We start from the raw sequence: 20021 nt of genomic DNA on the forward strand, positions 1-20021 counted from the left end.
GCCCCGACCATCCCGATCCGTGAAAGGTCTCCCGCCATGTCCCTCTTCGCAGCCTTGAACAGTGCCACGGCCGGGCTGCGCACGGTCCAGTCCAGCGTCAAGCTGGTTTCGGACAACATCGCGCAGGCCAACGACCCGAACCGCACGCGCCACACCGCCCAGCAGTCGGTGGACGCCAGCGGCCAGGTCGTCAGCACGACCTATCGCCGGGAGGTCGACAAGGCGCTGATGGCCCAGGTCATGGACCTGACCTCGCGCGATGGCGGATCGCAGGTGACGACCACCTATATGCAGCAGTTGGGCGACCTGATGCGGACCACCAACGGGACGCCGCTGCTGAACGACTATTCCGACAAGTTCCAGGCCGCGATCAAGACGCTGTCCACCTCGCCGGAGGACGAGACCGCCCAGTACCAGCTGGTCCAGGCGGCCGAAAACTTTTCGCGCGAAATCCGCCGCGTGTCGGAGGGGGTGGAGCAGATCGACCGCGACATGAAGACCGACATCACCAAGTCGGTCGATACGGTCAACGACCTGCTGAAGCAGATCAATTCGATCAACAACGACATGGTGTCGCTGCAGGGCCAGGGGGCCGCCGCCAACACCGTCGCCGACAAGCGCGACGGGCTGGTCCGCGAACTGAGCACCTATATGGGCATCCGCACGGTGGAGCGGCCGGACGGCCGGCTGGCGATCTTCACCCCGTCGGGTCTGGCGCTGGTCGATGCGCAGCCGGCAAATCTTTCCTATGACGGCGGCAACATCAACCTACAGGTCGGCAATCAAGTCACCTCGATCAACAACCACCTGACCACCGGCAAGCTGGGCTCGCTGATCCAGATGCGCAAGGACGGCTCGACCACCGAGCCGCCGACCCCGGCCAGCGGCGACCCGACGACGGAGATCATCCGCAAGCTGCGCTCGCAGCTGGACGAGTTCGCCAAGGCCTTCACCGGTCCGACCAAGCCGGGCGAGCCCACCAGCTTCGCCGACGCCTACGACAATGCCAGCCCGGCCGCCGCCGGCGAACAGGCCAACCAGTTCTTCACTGGAACCGACCGTTTCACCATCACCATCAACGCCAAGCTCCTGGACAACACCAGCAAAATCAAGCAGTCCGCCATCGGCGACTTGGTCAAGGCGGTCAATGCCGCCGGCCGCAGCTTCAGCGCCGACGGCCTGCAGATGAAGGACACCACCTACAGCGCCATGGGCAGCGCCATCACCGGCACCTGGATGGCCGCGGCCAAGACCGCCAGCACCGCGGCCACCTCCAACAAGGAGTCCATGCAGCTCCTCAGCGAGCGCTACCAGTCGCAGACCGGCGTGAACATCGACGAGGAAATCGCCCAGCTCCAGCAGCTCCAGACCTCCTACCAGGCTTCGGCACGGGTCATGCAAGTGGCCAATGCAATGTTTGATGCGCTGGAGGCGGTGGTCCGATGAGCTCGATAACGGGAGTCAGCAGCTACTCGAAATATCTGAGCCTTGTCCGGAACCTGTCCGGGGGCCAGAACGACATCAACAAGCTGTCCGAACAGCTGACCACGGGGAAGAAGTCGGTCGATCTGAACGCCTATGGTCCGGAGGTGCAGAAGCTTCTGGACCTCAGGGCGGAGATGGCGAAGAAGACCAACTACATCCAGAGCATCAACACCGCCGCACCGCGCGTCGCCGCGACGGACAAGGTGCTGACCTCGATGGAATCCATCGTGTCGAGCTGGACCTCCAGCACGACCTTCCCCTTCCAGCCCGGTCCGCCCAGCGTCACCACCCCGACCAACACCAATCCCGACGGGATGAAGCTGTCGATCGACGCGTCCAAGTCGACGCTGACGGTCGGCGCCAAATACACGGTGACCGCGGTCCCGTCGCAGCAGGGCACCAACGGCACCTTCGACGTCACCGTGACCGACGGTCTGGGCGGCAAGACCACCCGCGCCATCAACCTGGGCACCACCCCGCCCAACGACGGCAAGGGCTACAACTTCAACATCTCCGGCGGCCCCGGCGAGGGTGCGATCCTGAACCTGACCTTCGACAGCCTGAAGGCGGCGTCGAGCAGCAGCTTCTCGGTCAGCTTCCCGCAGGCCGACCAGGTCAAGGACCGCGCCGAAGGCGCCATGCGCGACATCCAGGCCCTGCTGAACCAGCGCTTCGGCGACCGCTACCTGTTCGCCGGGTCGCGCTTCGGGACGGAGCCGGTCACCGACCTGACGGCGACGACGCAGACCAGCAAGATCACCCTGAACGGCGCGGTGGTGAACACCGACGATTATTTCGAGGTGACCGTCTCCGGCAAGACCTTCGGCTATCAGATCCAGGCGTCCGACCCGAAGACGCTGACCTTCGTCGCCCAGACGCTGACCACCCAGATCAACGCGGCCACCCCGCCGCTGCCGATGACGGTGTCGACCTCCAACGGCATCATCTCCCTGGTCGGCCAGCAGCCTGGGCAGAAGTTCGACCTGTCCGCCCGCGTCGTCAACTCCGCCACGGTGGAGAACACCGCGACTGCGCCGTCGACCACCCAGGCGCCGACGGCCACCCTGCCGCAGATCGACCGCTTCACCCTGAACGGCGCGGCGGTGGACATCGGCGATACCTTCGAGTTCACGGTCGCGGTCGGCGATCCCGACGATCCCTATAACCAGAACTATTATCTGAAGAATCCGACCGAGCCGCACGACCTGCCGCCCTATCAGTCCTACAAGGTCAGCTACACGGTCAGCGACACCGACTATGCCGCCGGCGTCACCAATGTCGGGCAGGTGGCCGACAAGCTGCGCCAGCAGTTCGGCAATCTGAACCCTGCCCCGCCGGTCACCATCGACGCGCTCGGCAACGGTCCGAGCATCGCGCTGACCAGCACAGCCAATGCCGATCCCAACCACCCCGGCCGCTCGTCGCTGTTCTCGACCAGCGCCAAGGTGACGAACGGGTCGCTGCAGAACACCATCTCGGTCGGCACGCTGCCGCCGGAGCAGGACAGCCAGACCGCCGTGCCCAATGCCGAGCCGCCGGACCTGCCCTTCTACGATTCAGAATATCTGACAAAGGGCAAGAATGCCGACGCGTACCGCAAGTCGCAGGTGACGATCGACGACAATTTGAACCTGACCTACGGGGTCAGCGCCGACGATCAGGCGTTCCAGACGCTGGTGAAGGCGATGCAGCTGGTGCGGACGGCGGCGGCCAACCCCGGCAAATGGACCGAATACAGCACCCAGGCGCGCGAGATGCTGACCCAGGCATCGGACCAGATCCGCTCGGTCCACGCCAAGGTCGCGTCCGACGCCGCCACGCTGGAGACCAACAAGGACGCCCACACGGACTCGGTCGCCACCCTGACCGACCGTCTCGCCAACATCGAGGGCATCGACCAGACCGAGGTCGCGGCCCGGCTGAGCAGTGCGATGAATGTCCAGCAGGCGACCTACACCGTTGCCGGCCAGACCCAGAAGCTGTCGCTGCTGAATTATCTGGCCTGAAAAAGAAGGGGGCGGCCGGACCGGCCACCCCCCTTGCTTTCCGTCAGAGTCCGCAGCCAATCACTTGGAGCGGCCGGCCGACTGGGTGAAGTTGTCGTAGGGCAGCTCGGCCACGCGGAACCACAGCTGCACCTCCTCCAGGAAGGGCTTCCAGCTGTCGTAGACGGCCTTGAAGTCCGGGTTGGTCTTCGCGATGTCGTCGTACAGCTCAAAGGCGATCTTGTGGGCGGCCTCCATCAGGTCGCGCGGATAGGGGCGCAGCAAGGCGCCCTTGGCGACCAGACGCTTCAGCGCCTTGGCATTCTCGGCGTCGTAGCGGGCGGTCATCGCGCCGTTCGCCTCGGCGCAGGCCGCGGTCATGATCGCCTGATAGGACTTGGGCAGGGCTTCCCATTCCTTCTGGTTGATGTAGAGCGAGACCTGCGGCCCGCCTTCCCACCAGCCCGGATAATAGTAGTATTTGGCAACCTGGACGAAGCCCAGCTTCTCGTCGTCATAGGGGCCGACGAACTCGACCGCGTCGATGGTGCCCTTTTCCAGCGCCGGGTAGATGTCGCTGCCGGCGATTTGGGTCGGGGCGGCGCCCAGCTTGGCCATGATCTGGCCGGTGATGCCAGCGATGCGGATCTTCAGGCCGTTGAAGTCGGCCAGCGACTTGATTTCCTTGCGGTACCAGCCGCCCATCTGGGCACCGGTGTTGCCGGCCGGGAACTGCACGATGCCGTGCTTGGCGAAGAAGGTACGCATCACCTCCTGGCCGCCGCCATACTGGAACCAGGCGTTCTGCTGGCGGGCGTTCGGGCCGAAGGGGATCGCGGTGTCGAAGGCGAAGGTCGGATCCTTGCCGACATAATAGTAGCCGCAGGTGTGGCCGCACTGGACGGTGCCGTTCTGCACGGCGTCCAAAACCTGAAGACCGGGGACGATCTCACCGGCGGCATGCACGCGGATCTGGAACTTGCCGTCGGTCGCCTCCGACACGCGCTTGGCGATCAGCTCGGACGTGCCGACGAGGATGTCGGTGCTCTTCGGGAAGCTCGAAGCCAGACGCCACTGGATGGTCGGCTGGCTCTGCGCGATGGCCGGGGCCGCGAGGGTCGAGGCGGCAACGGTCGAAACGGCACCGACACCGGCCTTGGTGAGAAACGCTCTTCTTTCCACTCCCGCTACTCCGCAAGATTATTGCTATTGCCGACAATTTCCACGACCCGCGATGAATCAGGGAATTTCAGCGACTTAGGCGAGAGCGTAACAAAGCATCCGATGCGGCGCCCTGCATCGCATAAATGTGCATGCCTGCCTTTCGAGGGTGTAGCCGGCACCCTCGAAGAGCTTATGCGGGGGAGGCTCAGGCCGGGTTGCGCAAGCGTCCCAGGAAGACCGACAGCGGCGGCATCACCAGCGTCCGTCCGTCGGCGGTCAGCTCGGGCACCGGGGCGCCGGGCGCGCGGGGAACCAGCAGGGCTTCCGGCTCGCCACGGCCGCGCAAGGCGAATTCGGCCGGCCGGTCGGCCATGTTGAAGACGGCGAGCAGGCGGTCGTCGCCAGTGCTGCGCTCGCCCATGCAGCGTTCGAAGGACAGCAGGTCGCCATGCTCCTCGACCGCGGAAACGCCGCCACTGCGCAGCGCCTCCAGGTCGCGGCGCAGCGAGAGAGCGGCCCGCCACACCGCCAGCGGGCTGCCCGCCGTCCGTTCCTGCCGGTCGACGGCGAGGCCGCGATGGATGTCGGGCACCGGCAGCCAGGGGTCGGCGACGGTGAAGCCGGCATGGGGCTCGCCGGCCCGCCAGGGCATCGGCGTGCGGCTGCCATCGCGTCCCTGGAAATCGGGCCAGTAGGTGATGCCGAACGGGTCGCGCAGCTGGTGCTGCTCCAGCACCGCGTTGGGCAGGGCCAGTTCCTCCCCCTGATAGAGGCAGACGGTGCCGGGCAGCGAGGCGGCCAGCATCGCCAGCAGGGCGTTGAAGGCCTGTGGATCGGCACCGGCCGGCAGCCAGCGGCTGGCGGCCCGCTCCACATCGTGGTTGGACAGGCTCCAGCAGATCGAGTCCGGCCGTCCGGCGGCGCTCAGGGCTTGGGCGAATCCCATCGCGCTGAAAGGCTGCTTGGCCAGCGACAGGGTGTAAGCGGCGTGCAGTCCCTGCGGCGTGCAGTAGGCGGCGATGCGCTGGCCGGCGCCGGGCTGGCTGGACAGCTCGCCCAGAAGGACGCGGCCGGGATAGCGCTCCACCGTTTCGCGCAGGCGGGACAGGATGCTGCCGATGGCCGGGTGCATCATGTCGTAGATGTGCTGCTGCAAGGCGAAGGGCTTCAGCGGCGGTTCGGACCCGCGCCAGACGGCGGCGGGGTTGGAGCGCAGCTGCGGGTCATGGGCGAAGAAGTCGACGGCGTCGATGCGGAAGCCGTCGACCCCGCGCTCCATCCAGAATTCGGCCGTCTCGCACAGCGCATCCATCGCCGCGGGGTGGTGCAGGTTCAGCGCCGGCTGGCTGGACAGGAAATGGTGCAGGTAATATTGCCGCCGCCGCGGCTCCCAACTCCAGGCGGCGCCGCCGAACACCGACAGCCAGTTGTTCGGCGCGGTGCCGTCGGGCTTGGCGTCGGCCCAGACATACCAGTCGGACTTGTCGTTGTCGCGCGACCGGCGGCTTTCGACGAACCAGGGATGGGCGTTGGAGGTGTGGCCGCAGACCAGATCGACCAGCACCTTCAGGCCCAGCCCATGGGCGCGCTCGATCAACCGGTCGAAGACGGCGAGATTGCCCATGCGCGGATCCACGGCCCGGTGGTCGGCGACGTCATAGCCGAAGTCGGTGCGTGGCGACGGGTAGAAGGGGCTGATCCACACCCCGTCGACACCCAGCGAGGCCACATGGTCCAACCCCTCGATCACGCCGTCGAGGTCGCCCCAGCCGTCGCCGCCGTGGTCGCGGAAGCTGAGCGGATAGATCTGGTAGAGCGCCGCCCCGTTCAGCCAGGACAGGTTCGGGCCGGACGATTGGGAAAGGGAGGGAGTGTGGGGCAAGGCAGCAGGCTCCGCGCCGGGTGGTGCACATGCGGGTCGCAGAGGTGCGGCTCGCGGTATCAGCTTCCTGCCTCATGGCTAACGAAAGGTTACCGACCGTTCGTCGTCACAGGACTAGGACGTTCGACAGGACCGGCCATCGGGGCAGAAACTTGCGGGTGGGTGCCCTGGGACTTGGCCGCATTGAGGCGCTGCGGCTATACCAGCGGCGCGGTCATGGCGGGTCTGGCCGAGAGGCGGAAATGCGGCGGGACGGGACGGCGGTTGAAATGGCCATGGCGAAAGGCGAAAAACGGCTGGGCCGTTATCGGCTGCTCGACCTGATCCGGCAGGACGGCGACCTGCGGCTGCACCGCGCCCTGGACGCCAAGGGGCAGGCGGTGGCGCTGTGGACCGTGCCGCTGGCCCGCCTGTGCGCCGATGCCGCCGGGCTGGAGCGGTTCCGGCGGATGGCGGGCGCCGCGGCGCGGCTGTTCCACCCGGCCATTCCGGCAATCCTGGCCTCCGGCGAGCTTGCCGGCACCGCCTTCGTCGCCACCGCACCGGCCGATGGGCCGACGCTCGCCACGAGGCTGGCCGACGGACCGCTGGAGTGGGAGGACACCGTCGCCACTCTGGACCGCGTGCTGGACGCGCTTGCCGCAGCCCATCGGGCCGGTGTGATCCATGGCGCGCTCGGTGTCGACACTGTGCTGCACGCCGGACCGGCGTCGGTGGTCGCCGGGTTCGGCCGTGCAGCCTTGACCGCGGCGGCAGCGGACCGGAGCGGCGATCTGGCCGCCGCCGTGGGGCTGACCGAACGGCTTTTGGCCGCGCACGACCAGCGGCCGGGGGTGTCGGCCCTGCTGGCGACATTGCGCAGCGATGGGGCCGGGGCGTTTCCGGACGCAGGTGCGCTGCTCCGGGCTGTCACCGCGTTGACGGGAGCGTCCGTTTCGTCGGCCGGCGCGGCACCGGCGCGTGCCCGCCGCTGGCCCCGGTTGCTCGGCGGCGTTGCCGTACTGGGCGGTTTGGCTGCGGCAGCGGTCTTGAACCGGCCTGCCCCGTCCGTGCCGCCACCTATGGCTATGGCCGGAGACGCAGCACCCGAACCGGCATCCCGGCCGCCTGCACCGCACTCTGCACCGCCCTCTGCGCTCCCCCCTTCATTGCCCCCGGCCCCTCCTTTGGCAGCCCCCCGGCAGCCGCCGGTCGCGGCGGTGGCGGAGGCGCTGCGCTCCATTCCCTGTGTGCTGGTCGGCGTGGAAACGACCGGGGGGAGGCTGCTGGTTTCGGGAACGGTCGCCGGGGAGCGGGCGGAGACGGCGGTGCGCGAAACGGTCGAGAGGCTTGCCGCCGGCTGGGACCATGGCTTCGACCTCGCCACTGCGGATGCGCAGTTCTGTGCCCCTCTGGGCAGCGTCGCCACGGCGCTGGATACCAACCGGGCCTTGGCCGAGCCGTTGACGGTGAGCCTGCTGGAGGGGTCGGCGCTGAATGCCGACGATCCGTTGATGCTGGAGATCCGGGCGCCGGCCCGTCCGGTCCGGTTGCAGGTCGATTACTTCACCATCGACGGCGTCGTCGTGCATCTGCTCCCCAACCCGTCGGACAGTGCCATCGCCCTTGCCGCAGGCGCATCGCGCCGGCTGGGCGAGAGGGGGAAGGACGGGAAGCCGGCGAACGGGCGTTCCTGGACCATCGGCCCGCCCTATGGAACCGAACTGCTGCTGACCATCGCTACGGCGGAGCCTCTCTTCGCCGCCCCGCGGCCGGAGCAGGAGCCGGCAGCCGACTATCTGGCCGCATTGGCCGACGCGCTGGCCGCGCTGCCGGAGGATGCCCCGGCGGCGCTGGCGGATGCGCGCTTCATCGCCACCGGGCCTTGATCGGCAGGGTGACCGGGAAGACTCGATAGATCGATCCTGCCGGGACGGTCAGGCGGTCGCGGCGAAGCGTCCGACCACCACCGTCACATTGTCCATTCCTCCAGCCGCGTTGGCGGCATCCACCAGCGCGGCAGCGGCCAGGGCGGGATCGGATTCCTGGCGCAGAATGCGGGCGATGACGCCGTCCGGCAGCATGCCGTTCAGCCCGTCCGAACAGAGCATGACGACATCGTCCGGCATCAGCGACTGCACGCTGACCTCCGGCTCCACATCCTCGGCCGTGCCGAGAGCGCGGACGATGATGTTCCGTTGCGGTGCGGTTCCGCGCGCGCCATTGTCCAGCCATATCTGATAGAGGCTGTGGTCGCGGGTCAGGGTGCGCAGCTCCCCGTCGCGCAGGCGGTAGACCCGGCTGTCGCCGGCATGGAACACCGCCATGCAGGCGGTTCCGGGAATCCGCCAGACCCCGGCAACGGTGGTGCCCATGCCGCGCCCCGACGAGAATCCGCGGGCCTGATTCAGCTCGTGGATCGCCCGGTTGGCCTGCAGCACCGCGGACCGTGCAACCGACAGCGCATGGCGTACCGCCGGTTCGGTCGCCGCCGGGTCGGTCTGGGTGCGGTCGGCATCGTCACGCTTCGCCAAGGCGATCGGATCGGACGGGGCTTGGTCCCGCAGGATGCCGGATATCACCTCGACCGCCTTGCGGCTGGCGATGTCGCCGCCGGCATGACCGCCCATGCCATCGCAGACGACCGCAAATTCCCCGGCAATGCCTACCTGGAAATCGTCCTCGTTGCGGGACCGGGCGCGGCCTACGTCGGTCAGGCCGGCGACGGTCAGGGCAAAGGCGGCGTTCGGCATTCAGGCGGCGGCTCCCATCTCGCATCTGGGCCGGCTCGATCGGAACCGGTCCCATCAGGGCCGAAACCACCGGCGGGATACCGGCGGCAATGGAAAGGAGCGGCGGCCGTTTGCCCGATAATGGCGTATGCCCCGTGAAAGATACAGCGGCGATTGCACTGGGGGTGTTACAGGCCGGAGATTGAAAGTGCCGGGAGGTTGCAGCGGTCGCCGCCCCGGCGATGCTCCGCTGGTGTCGGACATCCGATGTGGTAAGGTTTCCCGATAGGCCGTCGGACGAGGAATGGACCGCCATGGTCGGCAGTATCGGCATCGCTCTCAGCGGCTTGACCGCCCAGACCCGGCGGCTCGACGCCTCGGCCGCCAACGTCGCGAATGTCCGCTCCACCGGGGCCGTTCCGACCACGGACGGTAGCGCCGACGGTAAGCGTGCGGCCTATCAGCCCGTCGCGGTCGCGCAGAGCGATGCCAACCCCGGCACGCGCGCCACCTTCACGCCGATCACGCCGGCCTATCTGCAGGAGTATGCGCCCGACGACAGCGCGGCGAACGGTGACGGCATGGTCGCGGCGCCGAATGTCGATCTGGCGACCGAGCGCATCAATCAGATGGCGGCCAGCCGGGCCTATGGCGCCAATGCCGCGGTCGTGCGTACCCAGGACGAGATGCTGACGTCCCTGCTCGATTCAAAAGTCTGATTGTCGAGGTCTGCCGGCTACAGGTCAGACCGTGATGTTCAGGTTCTGCCCACGGGTCGGCGTAACATTGCCGCCACCGGAGCCGCCACCGGAGCCATTGCCCGACTGAATCAGGGTTTCGACCGTCGCCTGCTGCTGTTCGGCATTCTGGTTCAGCGCCTTGACGCCGAAAGCCATCTGCCCCTGTGCCTGCATCAGGGACATCGCCGCACCGGCGGTCGATGACGTGACATCCATGGCCATCCTGCCCCCTGCAAACCGTGCCCTTGAAACAGGGTGTTCTCAGATCACGACGTTGACCCGACCGGCGGATGTGCCGGCGGAAGACGCTGTGACCGAAGCGGAGTGTGCCACAAATGCCGCGGCGGCGGAAGCGGTCGACGTGACCGGGGCTGCGGTCCGGGGGGCGGTGCCGGCCGTCGCCGACCTATCGGTCGCACCGCGCCCATAAGCCGCAGACTGCCCGCCAGCTTGCCCTTCCGTTTGGCCGCCCTGACCGCTGTCGCCGACGGTCAGCTTCAGCAGCGAGGCGCGCTCCGCGTCCTTTTCCTTCTGCTGGGCTTCCTTGTACTGCTTCAGGGCGGCTTCGGTCGGAATCTGCGAAACGGTCTTTCCGTTGGCGGGGTCGCGGTACAGCATCACCAGCCGCGAAGCGTCGGTGTCATAGCTGAAGGCGATGGTCGGGAAGCGGTTGACCAGCGGATCGGTTCCACCGGTCGTGTCGGCGTCCGCCTGAGGGAGGGTGCTGGAGGCCGGAGTCCGGGTGCCAGCCCCTGGTTCGACGGCATCGCTGCCGCGGGGCGTCATGAAGGCGAACGGCCGCGAGACCGTCGATGTGGCCACCGCCACGTTCATGACCAGATTGTCCGGATCGGTGAATATCGAACATTAAATTACCTTAACCTGGACTGTGCGTAAAGAGTTTCTTTACACTTATTTGGAGTGGGGGCTCTAACCCATATGGGGGAAGGGGATTTCCAGCAGGGAAAATATTTATGTCGAAAACTAAGATCTTCCCCTCCACAGGCTTGCGGTGGCGGCATCGGTCGTCCTAAAGCGTTGAGCCATGGCCACCATCCTCGAAGCCTTGACGCTGGCGCTCGACCTGCATCTCGTCGGCCGTTTCGGCGAGGCACAGGAACTCTACACCCGCATCCTCGATGTCGAGCCGGAGCAGCCGGACGCCCTGCATTATCTGGGCGTCCTCGCCGGACAGATCGACCGGGGAGAATTCGGCCTGACGCTGATCGGCAAGGCGCTGGTCCTGCGGCCCGAGGCAGCGGACATTCACGCCAACCGTGCCAATCTGCTGCGCGGGCTCGACCGGCCGGACGAGGCCGAAGCATCCTACCGTCGCGCGCTGGCGCTGCGCCCCGATTTTGCGGAGGCCTGGACCGACCGCGCCTTCGCCCGCCATGGCCGCGGCGATCCGGCCGCCATCGACGCCACCGCCACGATGCTGGAGCGCGCCCTGCGGATCGAGCCGGCGCTGGATCCGGCGCGGGAAAGGCTTGTCGGTCTGCTGCATGCGCGCGGCCGGCTGCGGCTGGAGTCCGGTCAGGCGACGCCGGCGCTGGCCGATCTGATCCGGGCCGCGGCACTCGACCAGCAGGATGCCGACATCGCCTTCCTTCTGGGCAATGCCCTTTTCGCCGCCGGGCTGCGCGCGGATTCGGTGATCGCCTTCCGCAACGCCCTGGCCCTGGTGCCAGACTTCCTGTCGGCAGCGCTGAATCTCGGCATCGCGCTGGCCGCGACCAACCATGCCGCCGCGGCACTGGCCCCGCTCCGCCATGCCGTCCGCATCGACCCGGCCCATCCGGCGCCCCGCGACACGCTGGCCCTCGCGCTGCGTTCGCTGGGCCATGCCGAGGAGGCTGACGCGCTGGTCCGCCCGCCGCCAGCCCCGCCGCCGGCCAAACCGGATCCCAAGCCCGCTCCGTTCCGCCGGCCGCGCCGGCGTTCCTAAACCGCTGGCCTAAAACGCCGGCCGCTCGGCCAGCACCACCAGCCCGGTCACCGGTTCGCCGCTCTCGAAGCGCAGCCGGTCGTGGTTGCATCGCCACAGCACAAGTCCGGCATTCGCCACCGCGGTGCGGATGTAGGAGTCGGCATGGGCATAGCGGCCGTGGGTGGCGACGCGGTGGGGCCGTCCGTCGGCATTGTCCAACGCCTCCACCGTGAAGGCCAGCCGGCCGCCGGGGCGCAGCGCGGTGCAGGCAGCGGCCAGAGCGTCGTCGAGGATGCCGAAATAGCAGAACACGTCGGCCGCCATGATCAGATCGAAAGCCAGCCGATGCGCCGTCAGGAAGCCGACCAGTTCCGCCTCATGCAGCCCGTCATACAGGCCGCGGGCACGGGCGCGGCTCAGCATGCCCTCCGACAGATCGACACCGACCAGCCGGCGGGCATAGGGCCGGAGCGCTGGCGCGCACAGCCCGGTGCCGCAGCCGGCATCCAGCACGTCGAGGTCGCCGGCAGGCTCTTCGTCGGACAGCAGACCGGCGAGAAGGGCCGGCGCCCGGTAATCCAGCTCGGCCAGCTTGCGGTCGAATTCATCGGCGAACAGGTCGAAGGTCTGGCGCACATAGTCGTCGGGCGCACGCGGGTCGGCCTCCTCACCGGCGATGGCGGCGCCGATGTGGCGGGCCAGCGGGTTGTCAGGATGGTCGCGCCGCCACAGCCGGGCCAACGCCGCCGCATCCTCCTCCCCGCCCTGTTCGTGCAGCAGATAGAGCACGGCGCCAAGATTGTCGTGGGCGTCGGCCCAGTCCGGCCGAAGGCCCAGCGCCCGGCGGTAATCCACCGCCGCCCCGCCGAAGCGGCCGAGGTCGCGCAGCAGGTTGCCGCAGTTGTTCCACGCCTCCGCATGGTCGGGGCGAAGGGCGAGCGCCTGACGGAAGGCGGCTTCCGCCTCAACCGGCCGCTCCGCCTGACGCAGGACGGAGCCGAGATTGTAGTGCGCCATCCCCTCATGCAGGCCGTGGAAGACGGCGGCCCGGTAGGCGGCGGCGGCCTCCTCCAGCCGGCCAAGCACGCGCAGGGCGTTGCCGTGGTTGTTGTGGGTGCCGGCGAGCGTCGGGTCGGCGGCCAGAGCCCGGGCATAGAGCGGCTCCGCCCCCGCCGCGTTACCGGCCGCGGCCAGAGCGTCCGCCTGCCGGCTGAGCTTCACCGCGGGTGGCACGGCCATTCCCGCCAGTCCCCTGCGCACCCCGCCCCGCAAGGACGAGCGTGACCCTGCCATCGCGTGTTCCCCCCTTCTCCCGCAGGTCGATTCCCCGCCGATATCAATGGCATCTTTACCGTGATCCACCGATGATGGCACTCCCTTTGAGGGTGCGGGCAGTCAGGGACGGGGCCGGAACGTGGCGAAGCACACCAACATGCTGGCGCAGGCAGTGGCACACCATCAGGCCGGGCGTGTCGCCGAGGCGGAGTGCGGCTATCGCGACGTGCTGGCCGCCGACCCGCGCAACGCCGACGCGCTGCATCTGCTGGGGGTGCTGGCCCTGCAATCGGGCCATGCGGACGAGGCGGTGACCCTGATCGGCAAGGCCCTGGCGCAGGCCAGGGGAGTCGCCGATTACTGGGACAATCTGGGCAGCGCGCTGTTCGCCGCCGGACGGCCGGACGAGGCGGCGCAGGCCCACCGCAACGCCACCATCCTGGACCCGCAGGGGGCGCAGCGGCGGCACAATCTGGGCAATGCGCTGGCAGCCCTTGGCCGTCACGACGAGGCGCAGCGGGCCTTCGCCTCGGCGCTGGCGCTGAAGCCGGATTATGCCAAGGCCTGGTACAATCTCGGCAACGGCCATGCCGCGCTGCACCGCTATGACGGGGCGGTGACGGCGCTGGACCGCGCGGTGCGGCTGGCGCCGAGCATGGTGGAGGCGCACAACAATCTCGGCGACGCTCTGGCGATGGCCGGCCGGCTGGACGAGGCCATCGCACAGCACCGGCTGGTGACCCGGCACCGGCCCGACGATGCCACCGCCTTCTACAATCTGGGCGCCGTCCTGCAACAGAAGGGCGCCTTCGAGAGTGCCGAGATCGCCTATCGTCAGGCGCTGAAACGCAACCCGCGCCACAGCGCCGCGCTAAACAATCTGGGCAGCGTCCTGAAGCGGCTGGGGCGTCCCGATCAGGCGGAGCTGTGCCACCGGCAGGCGCTGGACCTGCACCCGGAGTTCGTGGAGGCGCGCTACAATCTCGGCAACGCCTTGCAGGCGCAGGGGCGCTACGAGGAGGCGGCGGCCTGCTTCGAGGAGGCGCTGGCTCAGCAGCCCGACCTCGCCACCGCCACCTACAACCTGTCTCTGCTGGCGCTTCTTCACGGCGACATCGCGCGCGGCTGGGCCGGGTACGAGCGGCGTTTCGCCGCCGGCGAGGCGGTGCCGAACCGGCGCTTCCCGATTCCGCGCTGGGATGGAGCGGTGCTGCGCGGCAAGAGGCTGCTGATCTGGCGCGAACAGGGCGTTGGCGACGAGATGATGTTCGCCTCCTGCTATCCGGACGTCGTCGCCTGGGCAGGCGGACCGGTCACCATCGAATGCGATCCGCGTCTGGTGCCGCTGTTCCGCCGCTCCTTTCCGAAAGCCACGGTGCGGGCTGAAAGCTGCACCGGTGACGCTTTCGGCGAGCCCTTGCGCGAAACCATCGATCCGCCCGACTGCGACCTCCAGGTTGCGGCGGGCGACCTGCCGGAACTGCTGCGCGGCAGCCTGTCCGCTTTCGAGCCGCAGGGCCCCTGGCTGGTGGCGGACCCAGCGCTGGTGGAGCGGTGGCGGCAGCGGCTGGCGGCGCTGGGTCCGGGCCTGCGGGTCGGCATCGGCTGGCGCAGCCAATTGATGACCGCCGACCGCAAGGCTTCCTACGTGATGCTGGAGCATTGGGGACCGCTGTTCGCCGTGCCCGGCCTGGTCTTCGTCAATCTGCAATATGGCGAGTGCGAAGAGGAAATTCGGGCGGCGGAGGAGCGCTTCGGCGTGACCATCCACCGCTGGGCCGATCTGAACCTGAAGGACGATTTCGATGGCGCGGCGGCGCTGACCGCCAACCTGGATCTGGTGATCTCGCCGGCGATGTCGGCGGGGGAACTGGCCGGTGCGCTGGGGGTTCCGGTCTGGCGCTTCGGCGGCCGCGACTGGACGCAACTTGCCACCGGCGCCCGCCCCTGGTTCCCGGCCATGCGGCTGTTCCGGCCGAATCCCGGCGAAGGGCTTGAGGCCGCGATTGCCCGGATGGCGAGTGCGTTGCGTGCCAACGCGACACCACGGAGCAGGGCGCCCAGTCCGGCAGTAATCGGGGCTGGGGAGGGTGGCTCCGGGACCGCCGACGCCACAGATCCGGACCCCGACCCGGACAGGCTCCTGGAGCTTGCGGTCGGCGCCCACCGCAGCGGTGCTTATGACGAGGCGGGTCCCCTCTATGAACGGGTGCTGGCAAGCCGCCCGCGCGACCCGGTGGCCTTGCACCTCTCGGGCCTGCTCGCCCACCAGTCGGGCGCGTCGGCGCGAGGGGAGGGGCGCATCGCCGCTGCGGTCGCCGAGGCCCCCGAGTATGCGACGGCGCATATCAGCCTGGGGAATGTCCGTCTGGCGCTCGGGCGGGGGGAGCAGGCGGCGGCGAGTTTCCGGACCGCTCTGGCGGTCCAGCCCGATAGCGCAGCGGCCTTGACCAACCTAGGCAACGCACTCGACGCGCTGGAGCGGAGCGCCGCCGCGGCCGACCTTCATCGCAAGGCGGTCACGGCCGACCCGGATCTGGCGGAGGCACACGACAATCTCGGGGTCGCCCTCGCCCGGCTGGGCCGCTGGGCCGAGGCGGAGCGGGCGCATGCACAGGCGCTCCGTCGGACACCGGGCCTGGAGGCGGGGTGGATGAACCTGTCGGTGGCGCTTCGCCGCCTCGGCCGGCTGGATCCGGCGGAACGGGCAGGGCGCCGTGCCTTGGCGCTCGCCCCCGCCCTCGCCGACGCAATGGCGAACCGTGGCCGACTGCTGCGCGAACTGGGGGATGCCGCTGCGGCAGGTCCATGGTGCGCCCGCGCGCTGGCGGTTGAGCCCGGCCACGCGGCGGCGGCCTTCAACGGCGGATTGCTGGAGCTGACGGCCGGCCGGCTGGCGCGGGGCTGGGATGGCTATGACCGCCGCTTTGACACGCGCGACATGGCGGCGGCATTCCGGCGCCCCGGTGCCCCTCTCTGGGACGGCGGGCCTCTGTCGGGGAAACGCCTTCTGGTCTGGCGTGAGCAGGGCATCGGCGACGAGCTGATGTTCGCACAGCGTTTGCCGGAGCTGGTTGCCCTGGCCGACCATGACGGCGGCCATGTCGTGGTCGAGTGCGATCCCCGCTTCGTGCCGTTGTTCGCCCGCTCCTTCCCAGAGGCAACGGTGCGTCCGGCCCCCGCCACGCCCGGCGAGCCGTCGTCCGACATCGACGCCCATGCCCCCATCGGATCGCTGTCGCGCCGATTGGGCGGCACCTTGCCCGACTTCGCCGCTCTGGGACCGGCTTTGCGCGCCGACCCGGCAGCAATCGAGACCTGGCGGCGTCGCCTGTCCGGATTGGGTGACGGCCTGCGGGTCGGCATCGCTTGGCGCAGCAGCCAGCTCGATCCCGACCGCATGCCCGATTACACGCGCATCGAGGATTGGCGGCCGGTGCTGACCTTGCCCGCCCTGATCCCGGTCAACCTGCAATATGGCGACTGCGAAACGGAACTGGCGGCGGCGCACAGCACTTTCGGCCGCGCGCCGCATGACTTTGCCGACATCGACCTGCGCGACGATCTCGACGGTACGGCGGCGCTGATGTCGGCCCTGGATCTGGTGATCGCTCCGGCGACCTCCACCGGCGAACTGGCCGGAGCGCTCGGCGTGCCGGTCTGGCGGCTGGGACGCACGGGCGATTGGACGGCGCTCGGCACCGGTGTGCGGCCTTGGTTTCCGTCGATGCGACTGTTCTGGACCGGTCCGGGCGAACGGGTGGCCGACCTCCTTCCCAAGGTGGCGGCGGAGCTTGAACGCTTCCGCCGGACCGGCGGCGGTTTCCGGGATCCGGACGTCAAAAGGCCGGGGTGAGGCGGTCCACCTCAACCCGGCCTTTAACCCCTATTCAAGGGTGAAGATCAAAGGTCGCTGCTGTGATTGGGGGGATCAATTCATCGGGCCGGGGCGCGTCAGGCGATCGATCTCTTCCTTGACGTGCAGCTTTTCGAGTTTGAGGCGCTTTACTGCGCTCTCATCCGGCCATGAGCGCTTCTCCTCGTCGAGGATCGCCCGGTCCAGACGCATGTGCTTTTCCTGCAGAGACGAAAGGCGAGCTTCAGTGTGCATGAGTCGCTCTCCATGTGATCAGTCCGCGTCCCGCCTCAATGTGACGGTCCGGTAACAGCAGTGTTCACCCATCCGAACCGCCGAACAACCTAAATCTTGCGTTTTATGCGGTCAAACCATGCGAAAAGATGCCTCAACCGTTCAGACGTATGACAGTGGGTCGCAGGGGTGGGGTCTTGAAATCACTTCGCGCACCACCATCCGGAGGCCAACAGACCCTTTGGACCAAAGGGTTATGCCGCCGGTGGCAGGGCAACGGCCGGTCCGGCGATGCCGGAAAGCGCCCTGCGCACCTCGTCACGGCCAGGCTGAAGCACCAGCGCACGGCGATACCAGCCGGCAGCCTCGCTCCTGCATCCCACCCGCTCGAGGATCGCGGCGAGCCTGACGGCGACGGAGGGAACCGTGGGATCGAGGCGAGCGGAGCGTCGCAGCGCCTCCGCCGCGGCCTCGGGCCGACCGAGGCTCTCCAGCGCGATGCCCCATTGATGCAGCACCGCCGCACCGGTGTCGAGCCGTGCCGCCCGGCCATAGGCTTCCGCCGCCGCAGCGCTATGGCCGGCTTCGCGTTCGGCATGGCCAAGCCCCTCCAGCGCCGTCAGCAGGGTGGGCGACAAGGCCAGGGCATGGTGGAATCGGCGGGCGGCATCCTCCGGCCGGTGCAGGGCGCGCAGGATTTTTGCGTGGTTCACCGCCACCTCGGTCGCTCTCGAGTCCAGGGACAAGGCACGGGAGAGCAGCCCGTCGGCCTCCTCCAGCCGGCCAAGCTGCGCGACCAGCAGGCCATAGCGGTGCAGGGCTTCGGCCTCCGCCGGTTCACGGGCGAGGATGCGGCGGTAAAGACGCTCCGCCTCGTCGAAGCCGCCGGACTGGTGACGGTCGAACGCCTCGGCAAGCAGGTGATGGCCGGCGCTCATCCGGTCGGAGCCAGCGCCGCCAGCGCATGCACCGCCCGCCGGGCCGCGTCGGCCAACCCCTGGCCGTCCTGCGGCTGGATCAGGCGCATGGCCGGGAACCAGGGCCGGACGCCGGTGCCGATCTGCGTCCAGTCGCGGGTGCCGAGCCGCCACACCGGCGTGCCCAGCGCGCCCGCCAGTTCGCCGACCGCCGTGGCCGGCGATATCACCAGATCCAGGTTGGCGATCAGGGCGGAAACGCCTTCGAAATCATCCTTCAGATTCAGGTCGTCCCACCGGTGCAGCCGGCGCGTTGCCGTCTCCACCCGGGCCAGTTCGGCGGTGCAGTCGCCATATTGCAGCATCACCACGCTGACGCCGGGCATGTCGAGCAATGCCGCCCAGTCGGCAAGGCCGGTGTAGGCGGCGGCACGCTGGGCGGTGACGATCTGGCTGCGCCATGCCAGCCCCACCTTCAGGCCGGGCAGGGCGGCGAGGCGCTCGCGCCACCGGGTGACGAGGCCGGAGTCGGGGCGCAGATAGGCCGGACGGTCCGGATAACGTGCCACCCTGTCGCGGACCAGGGCGGGCAGGTTTCCCGCCGGCATTTGCAAGTCGCAATCCGGCGGATCGATCGTCTCCCGCCCGGCGGGGTCCGCCGTCTCCGCCCGTACCGCCACCCAGGGAAAGGAGCGGGCAAACAGGCTGACCAACCGCCGGTCGCACTCGACGGTGACCGGCCCGTCCAACCCGTTCAGGGCGTCGAAGCAGGAGGCGAAGAGAATCTCGTCGCCGACACCCTGTTCCGACCAGACCAGCAGTCGCCGGCCCTGCAACGCCTCGCCCATCCAGACCGGCCGGTCGATGCGGCGCGCCCGCTGCAACTGCCGGGCGGAGAAGCGACGCGAATAGCCGGCCCAGCCCTCGGCAATGCGCCCGTCGGTGAGATCCATCAAGCCTAGATTCCAGGCCGCCAGCGCAAAGCCGGGATCGACCCGCAGCGCGCGGCGCAGATGGGTCTTCGCCTCGTCCAGCCGGTTGGCCAGCGTCGCCATGGTGGCAAGGTTGTTGTTGGCCTCGGCCGACTCCGGTTGCAGGGCAAGGGCACGGCGGTAATGGCCGGTCGCCTCCAACGTCTGTCCGGTCAGTTCGCAGGCATGGCCGAGATTGGCATGGGCCGGAATATGGTCGGGCTGGATGGCGATGGCGCGTCGGTGCAGCCGCATGCCCTCGGCCGGCCGGCCGCCGATCTGATGGACGAGGCCCAGATGGGTCAGCGCCTCCGGATAGGCGGGGTGCAGGGCCAGCGCGCGGGCGAAGGCGAAGGTAGAGTCGGCGTGGCGCTTTTCCATTTCATGCACCAGACCCAGATGGTTCCAGGCCTGGGGAAAGGCCGGGTCGATACGCAACGCCTCGCCGATCAGTGTAAGCGCATCGTCGTTCCGCCCGGTCTGGTGCATCAACAGCCCAAGCAGATGCAGGGCGTCGGGATGGCCAGGAGCTTCGCGCCGGGGATCGGCGGCGATGGCGGCACGGTAGGCCACTTCCGCCTCATCCGTCCGGCCGCTGCGGTGAAGGTCGGCGGCATGATTCAGCAGCGCATCGAAATCGGCGGGCTTTTCCGGTTCGTGGGCCGCCTTCTCCTCGGAAGCGGGCTCGGGCTCCGGCATCATGGCGCGCAGTGCCTCGGCGATGGCTCCGATGATCGAATCCAGCGCTTCGCCCGGCCTCGGCTGGAACAGACGCATGGTCGGGAACCAGGGTCGGGCGCCGGTGCCAAGCTGTGTCCAGTCACGGCTGCCGAAGCGCCAGACCGGTACCCCCAGCGCACCGGCCAGCTCC

Annotated in this window: 15 protein-coding genes; 6 read left to right on the forward strand and 9 right to left on the reverse strand. The window is 68.6% G+C overall.

Annotation, left to right across the window (positions count from 1 at the left end; all coding sequences use genetic code 11):
• Positions 1-36: 36 nt before the first annotated feature.
• Positions 37-1446, forward strand: coding sequence for a flagellar hook-associated protein FlgK (flgK, locus tag TSH64_RS28195; RefSeq protein WP_109450167.1), 1410 nt, complete (start codon positions 37-39; stop codon positions 1444-1446).
• A complete protein-coding gene (locus TSH64_RS28200; protein WP_109450169.1) occupies positions 1443-3491 on the forward strand; it encodes a hypothetical protein in 2049 nt (682 codons plus the stop codon). The genes flgK and TSH64_RS28200 overlap by 4 nt, the downstream gene beginning before the upstream one ends.
• Before the next feature lie 60 nt (positions 3492-3551).
• Here TSH64_RS28200 and TSH64_RS28205 read toward each other — a convergent pair whose 3' ends face one another.
• Positions 3552-4652 (reverse strand): TRAP transporter substrate-binding protein, encoded by a 1101-nt coding sequence (locus tag TSH64_RS28205; RefSeq protein ID WP_109450171.1) that lies wholly within the window; start codon positions 4650-4652, stop codon positions 3552-3554.
• Between the two features lie 187 nt (positions 4653-4839).
• Entirely contained in the window at positions 4840-6516 is a 1677-nt protein-coding gene (locus tag TSH64_RS28210) for an alpha-amylase family glycosyl hydrolase (protein ID WP_247873196.1), read from the reverse strand.
• A gap of 269 nt (positions 6517-6785) precedes the next feature.
• Between TSH64_RS28210 and TSH64_RS28215 the strand changes: the two genes are divergently transcribed.
• Positions 6786-8384, forward strand: coding sequence for a serine/threonine protein kinase (locus TSH64_RS28215; protein WP_247873197.1), 1599 nt, complete (start codon positions 6786-6788; stop codon positions 8382-8384).
• A gap of 48 nt (positions 8385-8432) precedes the next feature.
• Here the strand turns inward: TSH64_RS28215 and TSH64_RS28220 are convergent, their stop codons facing one another.
• Positions 8433-9248, reverse strand: coding sequence for a protein phosphatase 2C domain-containing protein (locus tag TSH64_RS28220; RefSeq protein WP_109450175.1), 816 nt, complete (start codon positions 9246-9248; stop codon positions 8433-8435).
• A gap of 293 nt (positions 9249-9541) precedes the next feature.
• On the opposite strand from TSH64_RS28220, the gene TSH64_RS28225 reads away from it, so the two are divergent.
• Positions 9542-9946, forward strand: a complete 405-nt coding sequence (locus tag TSH64_RS28225) for a flagellar basal body rod C-terminal domain-containing protein (protein ID WP_109450177.1) — start codon at positions 9542-9544, stop codon at positions 9944-9946.
• A gap of 24 nt (positions 9947-9970) precedes the next feature.
• Here TSH64_RS28225 and TSH64_RS28230 read toward each other — a convergent pair whose 3' ends face one another.
• Together TSH64_RS28230 and TSH64_RS35710 are read right to left on the reverse strand one after the other, a co-directional pair.
• Positions 9971-10189, reverse strand: coding sequence for a hypothetical protein (locus TSH64_RS28230; RefSeq protein ID WP_109450179.1), 219 nt, complete (start codon positions 10187-10189; stop codon positions 9971-9973).
• Between the two features lie 39 nt (positions 10190-10228).
• Positions 10229-10801, reverse strand: a complete 573-nt coding sequence (locus tag TSH64_RS35710; RefSeq protein ID WP_158285421.1) for a hypothetical protein — start codon at positions 10799-10801, stop codon at positions 10229-10231.
• Between the two features lie 211 nt (positions 10802-11012).
• Here TSH64_RS35710 and TSH64_RS28240 point away from each other — a divergent pair, with 211 nt between their 5' ends.
• Complete coding sequence (locus TSH64_RS28240) at positions 11013-11915, forward strand: tetratricopeptide repeat protein (RefSeq protein WP_109450184.1); 903 nt, start codon at positions 11013-11015, stop codon at positions 11913-11915.
• A 9-nt stretch (positions 11916-11924) separates the two neighbouring features.
• On the opposite strand, the gene TSH64_RS28245 is transcribed toward TSH64_RS28240, so the two are convergent.
• Positions 11925-13136 (reverse strand): tetratricopeptide repeat protein, encoded by a 1212-nt coding sequence (locus tag TSH64_RS28245; RefSeq protein ID WP_247873198.1) that lies wholly within the window; start codon positions 13134-13136, stop codon positions 11925-11927.
• Between the two features lie 175 nt (positions 13137-13311).
• On the opposite strand from TSH64_RS28245, the gene TSH64_RS28250 reads away from it, so the two are divergent.
• The gene (locus TSH64_RS28250; RefSeq protein WP_109450188.1) at positions 13312-17028 is read left to right on the forward strand and encodes a tetratricopeptide repeat protein; all 3717 of its coding nucleotides are present in this window, start codon (positions 13312-13314) and stop codon (positions 17026-17028) included.
• A gap of 75 nt (positions 17029-17103) precedes the next feature.
• On the opposite strand, the gene TSH64_RS28255 is transcribed toward TSH64_RS28250, so the two are convergent.
• The 3 genes from TSH64_RS28255 to TSH64_RS28265 all read right to left on the reverse strand — a co-directional run.
• A complete protein-coding gene (locus TSH64_RS28255; protein ID WP_109450190.1) occupies positions 17104-17283 on the reverse strand; it encodes a YdcH family protein in 180 nt (59 codons plus the stop codon).
• A gap of 233 nt (positions 17284-17516) precedes the next feature.
• Entirely contained in the window at positions 17517-18200 is a 684-nt protein-coding gene (locus tag TSH64_RS28260; protein WP_109450192.1) for a tetratricopeptide repeat protein, read from the reverse strand.
• Positions 18197-20021: tetratricopeptide repeat-containing glycosyltransferase family protein (locus TSH64_RS28265; protein ID WP_146208141.1), on the reverse strand; the 1825-nt coding region annotated here is incomplete at its 5' end. The genes TSH64_RS28265 and TSH64_RS28260, both read right to left, overlap by 4 nt.

The sequence above is a fragment of the Azospirillum sp. TSH64 genome, from assembly GCF_003116035.1.
Lineage (GTDB): Bacteria > Pseudomonadota > Alphaproteobacteria > Azospirillales > Azospirillaceae > Azospirillum.